Annotated in this window: 10 protein-coding genes and 1 pseudogene; 7 read left to right on the top strand and 4 right to left on the bottom strand. The window is 47.1% G+C overall.

Going from position 1 to position 11,931, the window contains the following annotated elements; genetic code table 11:
* Window positions 1-84 precede the first annotated feature (84 nt).
* From hrcA to dnaJ, 4 genes are all read left to right on the top strand, one after another.
* Window positions 85-1,125: a heat-inducible transcriptional repressor HrcA gene (gene hrcA, locus FC34_RS02295; RefSeq protein WP_057893762.1), complete on the top strand. Its 1,041-nt coding sequence runs from the start codon at window positions 85-87 to the stop codon at window positions 1,123-1,125.
* A gap of 17 nt (window positions 1,126-1,142) precedes the next feature.
* Window positions 1,143-1,700 (top strand): nucleotide exchange factor GrpE, encoded by a 558-nt coding sequence (gene grpE, locus FC34_RS02290; protein WP_057893761.1) that lies wholly within the window; start codon window positions 1,143-1,145, stop codon window positions 1,698-1,700.
* Between the two features lie 24 nt (window positions 1,701-1,724).
* On the top strand, window positions 1,725-3,572 hold the full coding sequence (dnaK, locus tag FC34_RS02285) for a molecular chaperone DnaK (protein ID WP_057893760.1): 1,848 nt from the start codon (window positions 1,725-1,727) through the stop codon (window positions 3,570-3,572).
* 100 nt (window positions 3,573-3,672) lie between these two features.
* Window positions 3,673-4,815 carry a molecular chaperone DnaJ gene (gene dnaJ / locus FC34_RS02280; RefSeq protein WP_057893759.1) on the top strand — a complete coding sequence of 381 codons (1,143 nt, stop codon included), beginning with the start codon at window positions 3,673-3,675 and terminating at the stop codon, window positions 4,813-4,815.
* Window positions 4,816-4,854: 39 nt separating this feature from the next.
* Here dnaJ and FC34_RS02275 read toward each other — a convergent pair whose 3' ends face one another.
* From FC34_RS02275 to FC34_RS02265, 3 genes are all read right to left on the bottom strand, one after another.
* Window positions 4,855-5,787, bottom strand: a complete 933-nt coding sequence (locus FC34_RS02275) for a Rossmann-fold NAD(P)-binding domain-containing protein (protein ID WP_057894135.1) — start codon at window positions 5,785-5,787, stop codon at window positions 4,855-4,857.
* Window positions 5,788-5,933: 146 nt separating this feature from the next.
* Window positions 5,934-6,494 carry a hypothetical protein gene (locus tag FC34_RS02270; protein ID WP_057893758.1) on the bottom strand — a complete coding sequence of 187 codons (561 nt, stop codon included), beginning with the start codon at window positions 6,492-6,494 and terminating at the stop codon, window positions 5,934-5,936.
* Between the two features lie 55 nt (window positions 6,495-6,549).
* Window positions 6,550-6,843, bottom strand: coding sequence for a hypothetical protein (locus FC34_RS02265; RefSeq protein ID WP_057893757.1), 294 nt, complete (start codon window positions 6,841-6,843; stop codon window positions 6,550-6,552).
* A 154-nt stretch (window positions 6,844-6,997) separates the two neighbouring features.
* Here FC34_RS02265 and lepA point away from each other — a divergent pair, with 154 nt between their 5' ends.
* The 3 genes and pseudogenes from lepA (at window position 6,998) to nrdG (ending at window position 11,510) form a co-directional block, all read left to right on the top strand.
* Window positions 6,998-8,836 (top strand): translation elongation factor 4, encoded by a 1,839-nt coding sequence (lepA, locus tag FC34_RS02260; RefSeq protein ID WP_057893756.1) that lies wholly within the window; start codon window positions 6,998-7,000, stop codon window positions 8,834-8,836.
* A gap of 249 nt (window positions 8,837-9,085) precedes the next feature.
* Window positions 9,086-10,933, top strand: a pseudogene (nrdD, locus tag FC34_RS02255) (anaerobic ribonucleoside-triphosphate reductase); the annotation flags it as partial.
* Window positions 10,926-11,510, top strand: a complete 585-nt coding sequence (gene nrdG, locus FC34_RS02250; RefSeq protein ID WP_057893755.1) for an anaerobic ribonucleoside-triphosphate reductase activating protein — start codon at window positions 10,926-10,928, stop codon at window positions 11,508-11,510. The pseudogene nrdD and the gene nrdG, both read left to right, overlap by 8 nt.
* A gap of 41 nt (window positions 11,511-11,551) precedes the next feature.
* On the opposite strand, the gene FC34_RS02245 is transcribed toward nrdG, so the two are convergent.
* Window positions 11,552-11,878: a hypothetical protein gene (locus FC34_RS02245; protein WP_057893754.1), complete on the bottom strand. Its 327-nt coding sequence runs from the start codon at window positions 11,876-11,878 to the stop codon at window positions 11,552-11,554.
* Window positions 11,879-11,931: the final 53 nt, after the last annotated feature.

The following is an 11,931-nucleotide window of genomic DNA, read 5'->3' as shown; positions in this document are numbered from 1 at the left end:
CTATTGACACTGCTAATCGATGTTGGTATATTATTAGTTGTGTTAGCACTCACACTTAATAAGTGCTAAAAAAGAGGTGATTAGATGCTAACAAAACGTCAATTGCTTGTTTTGAAAGAGATCATTCGCCAATCGACAGAGACTGGTCAGCCCGTTGGCTCGAAGAGTTTGATGGCGCGCTTACCAGTCCATGTCAGTTCTGCCACTATCAGAAATGATATGGCGGCGCTGGAGGATGCGGGCTTGATCCTTAAGACTCACAGCAGCTCAGGACGGGTTCCGTCTACCAAAGGCTATCGGTTCTATTTGGATCACTTGATTGAGCCCACGGCCGCATCGCCGATGGATTTAGCAACGATTCAACAGGCTTTTGGAGGCACCTATCATGAACTTGATGACATTGTGGCGCAATCGGCGCGAATCCTCTCAAACTTAACGAATTATACGGCGATTTCGCTTGGTCCTGAAGTCGCAAGTGTATCGCTGACTGGGTTTCGTTTAGTTCCTTTGGGGGGCCAGCAAGTGATGGCCATCCTGGTGACGAGTAATGGTGCGGTTAGGAATCAACTGTTTACGCTTCCTGCAAACGTTGATTCAAGTGCCATCGAGAAGGCCATTCGCATTGTGAACGATAAGCTTGTCGGCCTACCACTGAACGAAGTGGCCAAGAAAGTGCAATCTGAAGTGCCTGAACTGATGATGCATTATATGACCACGCCGGATGGATTCTTGAATATTTTCGGCGATGTCTTGAAGCAAGCTGCCTCTGAACGATTCTATGTTGGTGGTCGCTTGAATCTGATGGACTTCATCGGCACGGATGACATGAACCAACTTAAGTCTGTGTTATCAATGATTGATGCTGATACTGGTGACATCAATCAACTGCTTGGCCCGGTTGGCAACGTGCCAATTGAAGTCAAGCTTGGAGACGAATTAACCCCGGACACCCTGAAGAATTTGAGCCTGATTATTGCGAATTATGATGTGGGCGCTCATGGCACAGGTACGATTGCCTTGCTTGGGCCAAGCGCGATGCCATATTCGCGCATGATTGGATTGCTCGATGCATTCCGGTCTGAGTTAGCCAAACGCTTAACCAGTTACTATAAGAATTTTGATTAAGCAAAAAGGAGGGCATCATGGCTGAAGACAAAGCAAAGAAATCAGACGAACCTAAAAAGTCATTGAAAGATGAAATTTTAGATGAGATGACGGCCGAACTCGACGAAGAAGTCCATGAATCTGAAACTGAGATGGATCAGGTGATGGCTCAACGTGATGAGTTTGAAGATAAGTATCTTCGGGCCGCCGCTGAAATTTCCAATATGAATAACCGTTTCAAGAAGGAACGGGAACAACTTGTTAAATATGACGGTCAGAAACTGGCCACCGCTGTTTTGCCAGTTCTGGATAACCTCGAACGAGCGCTCCAAACTGATGTTTCGGGTGACGCTGCCGACTCCCTCAAGAAGGGGGTTGAAATGGTGGTCACTCACTTGCAACAAGCCTTGAAGGAGAACGGGATTGAAGAAATTGCCAGTGATGACACTGCCTTTGATCCAACGATTCATCAGGCTGTCCAAACTGTGCCTGCCGATGATGCTCATCCGGCAAACACAGTTGTGCAGGTCTTGCAGAAGGGCTACCGATTGAAAGATCGTGTGCTTCGTCCCGCAATGGTTGTTGTTGCAAACTAATTTTTAAAAAAGAAGGTATGAACATTGGCTAAAATTATTGGGATTGACTTAGGGACCACCAACTCTGCTGTCGCAGTGCTTGAAGGTGGCGAACCAAAGATTATTACAAATCCAGAAGGTAACCGTACGACTCCTTCTGTTGTTGCGTTTAAAGATGGCGAAATTCAAGTTGGGGAAGTCGCAAAGCGCCAAGCAATTACGAATCCTGACACCATTTCTTCCATCAAGCGTCACATGGGTGAAGCTGGCTACACCGTTAAGGTTGGCGACAAGGAATACACCCCTCAAGAAATTTCTGGGATGATTCTGCAATACATCAAGAAGTTCTCTGAAGACTATTTAGGTGAAGAAGTGACCGATGCGGTCATTACCGTACCTGCTTACTTCAACGATAGCCAACGTCAAGCGACTAAGGATGCTGGTAAGATTGCCGGTTTGAATGTTTCTCGGATTATCAACGAACCAACTGCCAGTGCTTTGGCTTATGGTTTGGACAAGACTGACAAAGATGAAACTGTCCTGGTTTATGACTTGGGTGGTGGGACTTTTGATGTTTCCATTCTCCAATTAGGTGATGGTGTCTTTGAAGTGCTCTCAACCAATGGGGATACTCATTTAGGTGGGGATGACTTTGATAACAAGATCATCGACTGGCTTGTCGCCGAATTTAAGGACGAAAACGGCATTGACCTGAGCAAGGACAAGATGGCCTTACAACGTTTAAAGGATGCTGCTGAAAAGGCGAAGAAGGACTTATCTGGTGTTTCTTCAACTCAAATCAGCTTGCCATTTATTTCTGCCGGCGCTAATGGTCCATTACACTTGGAACGTACCTTAACCAAGGCTAAGTTCGATCAAATGACCGAAGACTTGGTTGATCGCACTAAGATTCCAGTTGAAAATGCTTTGAAGGATGCAGGCTTAACCAATGCTGACATCGATAAGGTGATCTTAAATGGTGGTTCAACTCGGATTCCTGCTGTTCAAGAAGCCGTTAAGAGCTGGACTGGTAAAGACCCAGACCGCAGCATTAACCCTGACGAAGCCGTTGCTTTGGGTGCTGCTATCCAAGGTGGGGTGATCTCTGGTGATGTGAAGGATGTTGTCTTACTTGATGTCACGCCATTGTCCCTTGGGATTGAAACCATGGGTGGTGTCTTCACGAAGTTGATTGATCGGAATACAACGATTCCTACCAGCAAGTCACAAGTCTTCTCAACCGCTGCTGATAATCAACCAGCTGTTGACATTCATGTTTTACAAGGTGAGCGGCCAATGGCTGCTGACGACAAGACCTTAGGCCGCTTCCAACTCACAGACATTCCTGCAGCCCCACGTGGCGTTCCTCAAATCGAAGTTAAGTTCGACATTGATAAGAACGGGATTGTGCAAGTTTCCGCTAAGGACTTGGGCACTGGTAAGTCACAAGATATTACCATCAAGAGTTCATCAGGCCTTTCAGACGAAGAAATCGACCGTATGATGAAGGAAGCCCAAGAAAATGAAGCTGCTGACCAAGCTCGTAAGGAAGAAGTCGACCTGAAGAACGAAGTTGATCAGTTGATTTTCCAAACTGACAAGACCTTAAAGGATCTTGACGGCAAGGTTTCTGAAGAAGAAATTCAAAAGGCTAAAGACGCCGAAGAAGAATTGAAGAAGGCCCAACAAGAAAACGATATTGAAGCCATGAAGACAAAGCGCGATGCTTTGAGTGAAGTGGTTCAAGATCTGACCGTCAAGTTGTATGAACAAGCCCAACAAGCACAACAACAAGCCGGTGGTGATGCTGGTGCCCAACCAACATCTGATGACAAGAAGTCCGATGACGACACCATTGATGGTGAGTATAAGGACGTTAACGATAACAAATAATCGTTAAGATAAAGAGGCCAAAGCCGCGTGGGTGGCTTTGGCTTTTTTGTTAAAATATGATATTCTAGGTGGGCTTTCAGAGATTTTGAGGAGGAGCCAGATGGCATCTAAAGATTATTATGAAATTCTCGGGGTCGCTAAAGACGCCGACGACGCAACAATTAAAAAAGCCTATCGGCAATTGTCTAAGAAATACCATCCTGATTTGAATCACGAACCAGGTGCTGAAGATAAGTTTAAAGACGTCAACGAAGCTTACGAGGTTTTGTCTGATCCCCAAAAGCGGGCCGCGTATGACCAATATGGCAGTGCCGATGGCCCACAGGGCTTCGGCGGTGGTCAAGGTTATAGCGACTTTGGTGGCGGTCAAGGCTTCGGCGGTTTTGAAGATATTTTCAGTCAGTTCTTCGGTGGTGGCGGCCAAACGGCTAGTCCTGCTGGTCCGCGCCAGGGTGCCGATCTACAATATCGGATGGATTTGAAGTTTGAAGAGGCAATTTTTGGCAAGGACACTAAGATTGCCTATGATCGCGAAGCTACCTGTCACACTTGTGGCGGCAGTGGTGCTGCACCTGGCACCAGCCCTGTGACCTGTCACAAGTGTCATGGGAGTGGCTACATTGAAGTGCAACGCAATACCCCACTTGGCGCCATGATGACACGTGAAGTCTGCGACGTCTGCCATGGTACTGGTAAAGAGATTAAAGAAAAGTGCCCAACTTGCCACGGTACTGGTCATGAAAAAGAACGCCACGAAATCGACGTCAAAGTCCCTGCTGGTGTTGAAGACGGTCAACAGATGCGGCTGCAAGATGCTGGTGAAGCTGGCACGAATGGTGGCGGTTATGGTGACTTATTCATCGTCTTCCGGGTTGCGCCAAGTGATAAATATGAACGCGATGGTGCCACGATTTACTTTAAATTACCGATTAGTTTTGCCCAAGCCGCATTAGGTGATGAAATCAATGTTGACACGGTCCATGGGCCGGTATCTTTGAAGATTCCAGCCGGCACGCAAACCAACTCACGGTTCCGTCTGCGTGGGAAAGGGGCGCCACAACTGCGCGGTAATGGCACTGGTGATGAGATTGTAACGGTTGAAGTCAACACACCAAAGAACCTGAACGCCAAACAGAAAGAGGCCTTAATGGCCTTTGCTGCCGCCAGTGGTGAGGATGTCACCCCGCATGAAGGCAGTCTGTTTGATAAAGTTAAAGACGCTTTTAAAGGCCCTAATAAATAAAAAACGAGCCAACGAATTAAAAATCGTTGGCCCGTTTTTTTATGCAGTCATGGTCTGAAATTGTTTGATATCAGGTGTGAAAATATAATGACTCAGTTGGCGGCTGAGATAAGGACTAATATTGCGATACACCAAGCTAGGCACGTTGGGAACTGTGTAGTAGAAGCGGTGATGATCTTCATAAATCGGATCGTTCAAGTAGGTAAAGTGATTGCCTTGAACCGCGTTGCCGGCATCAGCTGCAATATCAATAATCAGACAGCCCGGTTTTAATCCAGCCTGACTGGCTAATGAGAGGATTGGCGTCCCACCAGCTCCAACTTCGATGCCGTTGATGACGATGTCAAAGCTGGCTAAATTATCGAGACATTCCGGTAAAGTGCGACGGTTAAACATCCGCACGTGGCTAGTAAATTTACTAATCGCGTGGGCTGCACCTTGCGCGGCATTGCCAGTCCCCAGAATGGCAACAGAGGTTGCACTGTCTTCTGGGAGTAATCCAAAACTCAATAGTGCGTGGAGCGTCCCGGCGTATCCGGCGTAGAAACTGTTGCGCTCAATAAAATCCTTCGGTAAATCCAACGCCACTGACTGTTGATGGGCGTAGACGCGCGGCGTGGTGTTATCCAGGTCAACGACAACTAGTTGCTTAGGATTAGCTTGTTGCGTCATGAACTGGCGACCGGAGCCAGTAGGGTGAGTCCACCCAATAATAATTTGACCTGCTCGAATATTCGGATAGTCGTTTGGCTGGATGGCTTTGAGTGAAAAAATCCCGGCAGATTCAGTAAACACAGCCTGCCGGGATCGGATTTGGCAACCAACAGCCGCGTAAGCCGAATCCGGGATTTCAAGATTAGCGCCAAACCCACTTTCGATGATAATCTCGTTTTGAAAATCGTGAATGTCTTCTGGCAACAATGGTACGCGCCGTTCATTTTGAAAATTGGATTTAATAAAGCCTAACTTCATTTGCTCATAGCCTTTCAGGTATCCCTGAGGCACAATAATTATTCCTGACGGCATGGTCAATGGTTGATGCCACTATTGGTCTACCTTAGCGGCAGGCGCAACTCAACCATACACGTAACCGTTATCATAGTCAAACGTGATCAGGCTTAGTTGTGCCGACGTTGGCGCGGTTGATCACGCAAGGCGGCTTTAATTTCTGGATACCGCAATCTAAGAACATTGACGTAGACAAGTCCTGAAATTCCAGACAAGGCATAAATGGTCCAGGCACCGTGATCGGTTAGTTTTGTAAAATGAAAGAGTTCTTCTTTAACTTCTTTTGCTAGGGCCGGGATGAATTCATGGAAGGACTCACCATGGAAAACCATTTCTAAGGCAAACCCGACCAGAAAAATTGCCACCCAACCAAGCAGGTAGGCCCAACCGCGTCGGACCTTAACCACCGGTCGATTGTGGCGATCGTGCTGGTGGGTCGACTGAATTTGCGCCGTTAAAGTTTGAATCCAGCCCAGAATGGCCCCAGCAATCACGGCGAGTGCTAGTTCAACAGGGTTTGGGCTCTCGTTGTTGATGGCAAGGAGAAAGACCACCAGGGCGTATAAAGGTAACAAAACGTCATAGATTCGTTTAACAGCTTCGTAGCGCATGGACCCGCGGCCGACCCGCCAAATCCCTAAGAGCAGCAGCAACATGAGAAATAAGTTCATAAAAAATAACCAGCCTATTCTAAAAAGTTAATTTAGTATAGGACTGGTTATTCAATTAGGCAACCTTGGCCGCAAAGATGGCGTCAGTCAACTGATCAAGATGGTGATTATCCGTTAGCCATTCGGTCAGTGACTGACCATGTAATTGGTGAGTCAGCTGGGTGTAAATCTGCATCATGCTGGCTTTGAGCCGTTGTTGAGTGACACGCTCGAGGTAACTCTCCGACTTGCGGGCCGTAATAGAGCGGCGCTCATTTTTTACCTGCTCGTCACGATAAATCCGGTCGTTCAAGCCAGTGACAATTTCTGTATGCTGGTTGAGCCAATCAGTCATTTCAATAACAGTCATCGAAATCCCTCCCTGTTTTCTTATTGGACATCAAGTATACAAACAATTGTTCGATAATGCAAGCAAAGGGGCTTAAGCGTGGACCGGCGTTGTCGTTGAGGGTTTTGATTGCTATAATAGGGGCAATATCGAAACGCGGAAAGTAGGAAATTAAATGGACCAAGAGACAATGCGTGATCGCCAGCAGCATATTCGGAACTTCTCGATTGTGGCCCATATCGACCATGGGAAATCAACTCTGGCCGACCGGATTCTTGAAATGACGGACACTATCTCAGAACGAGAAATGCAAGCTCAAGTGCTTGACGACATGGATCTGGAACGCGAACGCGGGATTACGATTAAACTTAATGCCGTCGAGTTGCATTACACCGCCAAAAACGGCGAAACTTATATTTTTCACCTCATTGATACCCCAGGACATGTGGACTTTAGTTATGAAGTCAGCCGGAGTTTAGCGGCCTGTGAGGGCGCACTGCTTGTTGTTGACGCGGCTCAGGGTGTTGAAGCCCAGACGTTAGCTAACGTCTATTTAGCGCTGGATGATGACCTAGAAATCATTCCAGTTATTAATAAGATTGACCTGCCGTCAGCACAGCCGGATGTTGTTAAAGAAGAAATTGAAGAAATGATTGGCCTAGACGCCTCTGATGCGATTTTGGCTAGTGCGAAGTCTGGGATTGGGATTGAAGAAATCCTTGAACGGATTGTGACCGATGTCCCCGCACCGAGTGGGGATCTTGATGCGCCCCTCAAGGCTTTGATTTTTGATTCTGTCTATGATTCTTATCGGGGCGTCGTCTTGAACGTGCGGATTGTTGACGGCACGGTCAAAGTCGGTGATGAGATTGAACTCATGAGTAACGGCAAAAAGTTCGAAGTCACTGAAGTCGGCGTGATGTCACCCAAGGCTGTGAAGCGCGACATGCTGATGGTCGGCGATGTTGGCTATATTACAGCAGCAATCAAGACCATTCAAGATACGCATGTCGGGGATACCGTGACGTCGGCGGCCCATCCAGCTGAAGAAGCCCTGGAAGGGTACCGCAAAATTACGCCAATGGTATATTCTGGTTTGTTTCCAGTCGACAATGCGAAGTTCAATGATCTGCGTGAAGCCCTCGAGCGCCTGCAGCTCAATGATGCGGCATTGGAATTTGAACCTGAAACCTCTCAGGCCTTAGGTTTTGGGTTTCGTTGTGGGTTCTTGGGCTTATTGCATATGGATGTGGTCCAAGAACGGTTGGAACGCGAATTTAATCTGGATTTGATTATGACAGCGCCGAGTGTTGACTATGAAGTCGATTTGACCGACGGTACGCAGATCACCATTGATAATCCATCTGAAATGCCCGAAGCCTCAGCCGTCAAAGATATTCGTGAACCTTTTGTTAAGGCCTCCATCATGGTCCCTAATGATTACGTCGGGGCGGTAATGGAAATTGCCCAGCGCAAACGCGGCGAGTTCGTCACCATGGACTATCTCGACAAGTATCGGGTCAATGTCATTTATAACCTGCCATTGTCTGAAATCATCTATGATTTCTTTGATGACCTGAAGAGCAGCACTAAGGGTTATGCGAGCCTGGATTACGAAGTGACTGGATATCGGAGCAGTGATTTGGTCAAAATGGACATCCTGCTTAACGGCGATGCGGTCGATGCTTTGAGTTCTATCGTCCATAAGGATTTTGCCTTCGAACGTGGGAAGGCGATTGTCGCCCGGTTGAAAGAAACCATTCCGCGCCAACAGTTTGAAGTGCCGATCCAGGCTGCCATTGGCAATAAGATCATTGCCCGAAGCACTGTGAAAGCGTATCGGAAGAACGTCTTAGCCAAGTGTTATGGTGGGGATGTCACTCGGAAACGGAAATTACTTGAAAAGCAAAAGGCCGGTAAGAAGCGGATGAAGGCGGTTGGTTCTGTCGAAGTCCCTCAAGAAGCCTTTATGAGCTTGCTCGATATGAATTCAGAAGATACCAAAGGAAAATAAACAAAAAGACAGCAGAGGACTCTGCTGTCTTTTTGTTTATAGGCTTTTTGATTGTGAACAATTGCCTTTGACGCCGCTGTTATATAATTCCCATTCTGCCGCTGAAATTGTTCAAAAGGGTCAATTCAGACACGTTATATTGTGTTTTAACTCACAACACCCCTATATATTGTGGTATGCTGAAATGCGTAAGCACGAGGGGGAACTAGTATGACAACAGAAACACTGACAACATCGTTAACCAATAGAATTGACCAATTATTGAGTCGCGATGCGCGGGTCGTTCACGAGAATGCAAATAAAGACAGTCGCGTCTTCTCAACGTTAAGGGATCTGACTGCCGGCGCCGTCAGTAAGACTTATGGCCTAAGTATGCTCCCACCAGAAGTGGCCGCAGCGCATCAAAACGGAGATATTCATTGGCATGATCTCGATTACAGTCCATTCATGCCTGAAACGAATTGTTGTCTCATCGACTTCAAAGAGATGTTGAATCATGGCTTTAAAATCGGCAATGCCCAAGTGGAACCTGCCCATTCAATTGGCGTAGCGGTAACACAAGCAACGCAAATTATTGCTAATGTCGCTTCCAGTCAATATGGTGGTTGTTCATTTGACCGGGCTGACGAAGTGTTGGCGCCATTTGCAGAACATAATTATGCCAAGCACCTGCAACAAGCTCAGGCTTTGACCGATGACGTCGCTAAGCAAGAAGCGTTCGCTCGCAGCCAGACGCAAAATGACATTATGGCCGCGATGCAAACCTTCGAATACCAAGTGAATACACTCTATTCCACGCAAGGACAGACGCCATTTGTCACGCTCGGTTTTGGGCTCGGCAAATCATGGTTTGAACGCGAAATTCAAAAAGCAATTTTGACCATTCGTCTCAATGGTTTAGGCAAAGATAAGCGCACCGCGATTTTTCCGAAGTTAGTGTTCACACTCAAACGCGGCCTCAATCTTAATCCGGAAGATTTGAACTCCGATATCAAGCAATTGGCCATTCACTGTGCCACAGAACGGATGTATCCCGACGTCTTGAGTTATGACAAAATCAAAGCGATGACTGGCAGTTTTAAAGCGCCAATGGGTTGTCGTAGTTTCTTGCAAGGTTGGAAGGATGCTCAGGGCCATGAAGTCAATGCAGGGCGGATGAATCTTGGTGTGATTACATTGAACCTGCCGCGGCTAGCCTTATTGGCCAATGGTGATCAAACTGATTTTTGGCAACGGCTTGAAGATTTGTTGGCCGTGGCTAAAACTGGCCTGGACTATCGGATTGCCCAAACCGAGCATGCGACTCCCGAGCAGGCCCCCATTTTGTATCAGTATGGCGCCTTCGGTAAGCGGCTTGCTCCTGATGAGCCAGTCTCAAGTTTATTCCGCAACGGCCGCGCAACGATTTCGCTGGGTTATATTGGCTTGTATGAAGTCGGCACAGCATTCTTTGGCCCCGAATGGGAAACCAATCCCGAAGCCAAGGCATTCACCTTACGCATTGTGCAGGAGTTATCTGAACATTGTGCGCAGTGGAAGGCTGAAAATGGGTATCACTACTCTGTTTATGCGACACCGTCAGAATCGTTGACGGATACGTTCTGCCAAGCAGATTTGAAGCGTTTTGGTGAAATTCCAGATATCACCGACAAAGGCTATTACACCAATAGTTTCCACTACGATGTTCGTAAGCAACCCTCACCATTTGAAAAACTCGACTTTGAGAAAGATTATGCGCAATATTCAACTGGTGGCTTCATTCATTACTGTGAGTATCCAAATTTGCGGCAAAATCCCGATGCGTTAGAAGCAGTCTGGGATTACGCATACGATCGTGTCGGTTATTTGGGGACGAACACGCCGATTGATCAATGCTTTGCGTGTGGGTATCAGGGCGAGTTCTTAGCCACGGCCAAAGGCTACACCTGTCCGGAGTGTGGTAACCATGATCCGGCTCAATGTGATGTCGTCAAGCGTCTTTGTGGCTACTTGGGTAATCCTAATCAGCGGCCAATGGTTCACGGCCGCCAAGAAGAAATTAATCACCGTAAGAAACATTTGCAGTTTGGGAACGACATGGTGATTGAACATGGCTAAATTGCATTTCGTCCCACAACCAAATCAACCGCAACCAAGGGAGTGGCAAGCCGTTGATTTAAGCCAAGATTATGTTGGTGCCATTAAGTATCACGACGCTGTTGATGGCCCTGGTTACCGGGTGGCGGTCTATCTTTCTGGGTGTAAATTTAATTGCCCAGGTTGCTACAACAAGGCGGTCCAAAGTTTTCATTATGGTCAGCCATTCACTGATCAGATGTTTGATGAGATTATGCACGCACTGGCCGAACCCTATTATCAAGGCCTGACGCTGCTCGGTGGGGAGCCGTTCCTCAATACTCGTATTGCTATTCGGCTGGCAGAGGCTGTGCGCAGTCGCTTCCCAGACAAAAATATTTGGTCCTGGAGCGGGTATACGTATGAGCAGTTGCGCCAAGAAACTGCTGACAAGCAACACTTATTAAGCCTGATTGATGTCTTAGTTGATGGGCCGTTTCTTGAAGCCAAGAAGGACCTGACCTTACAGTTTCGTGGCAGTGCCAATCAGCGCGTCATTGACGTCCCAAACTCTTTATCCCAAGACAAAGTGGTCATCTGGCCACGGTTACTTCGATAAAAAAAGCCTTGATGACAATGTCATCAAGGCTTTTTCAGTGATTAATATTCAACTTCATCCGCAACGGTGACAGTCACTGTTGGAATTGGTAAATTTAAGGCTTGGCCCAATTGCTCCATGGCATCGTGGCGAGTAGGGAACTTATCCATATCCCAAATAATCGTCGCAATCGTTTGATCAGCATAGTCGAATTCTTCGGCATAGATATAGTCATGATCGCCGGTCTTACGTAAGGCAATTCCGACTTGGTCACCTAAGGCCATCGCATAATCGCGATCAGCCATGGCTGGCACGTCTTTCTTGGTGACATACCCCTGATCCAGCACTAATTGAGTGGCTGTTTTAACATCTTCTGCATTGATATCCATAAAACTTCCTCCTTAACGCGAGGTCGCTGATTGGAGTTGGGCTTCGATTTAAT

Origin of the sequence: Lacticaseibacillus brantae DSM 23927 (genome assembly GCF_001436115.1) — a bacterium.
In the GTDB taxonomy this organism is placed as follows: Bacteria; Bacillota; Bacilli; order Lactobacillales; family Lactobacillaceae; genus Lacticaseibacillus; species Lacticaseibacillus brantae.
This window is presented reverse-complemented; position numbering and strand designations above follow the sequence as displayed.

Coding starts and splice junctions, on each gene's coding strand:
- grpE (WP_057893761.1), top strand. CDS start 1,143: ATGGCTGAAGACAAAGCAAAGAAATCAGACGAACCTAAAAAGTCATTG.
- hrcA (WP_057893762.1), top strand. CDS start 85: ATGCTAACAAAACGTCAATTGCTTGTTTTGAAAGAGATCATTCGCCAA.
- nrdG (WP_057893755.1), top strand. CDS start 10,926: ATGGCTAAATTGCATTTCGTCCCACAACCAAATCAACCGCAACCAAGG.
- lepA (WP_057893756.1), top strand. CDS start 6,998: ATGGACCAAGAGACAATGCGTGATCGCCAGCAGCATATTCGGAACTTC.
- FC34_RS02270 (WP_057893758.1), bottom strand. CDS start 6,494: ATGAACTTATTTCTCATGTTGCTGCTGCTCTTAGGGATTTGGCGGGTC.
- FC34_RS02245 (WP_057893754.1), bottom strand. CDS start 11,878: ATGGATATCAATGCAGAAGATGTTAAAACAGCCACTCAATTAGTGCTG.
- FC34_RS02265 (WP_057893757.1), bottom strand. CDS start 6,843: ATGACTGTTATTGAAATGACTGATTGGCTCAACCAGCATACAGAAATT.
- dnaJ (WP_057893759.1), top strand. CDS start 3,673: ATGGCATCTAAAGATTATTATGAAATTCTCGGGGTCGCTAAAGACGCC.
- FC34_RS02275 (WP_057894135.1), bottom strand. CDS start 5,787: ATGAAGTTAGGCTTTATTAAATCCAATTTTCAAAATGAACGGCGCGTA.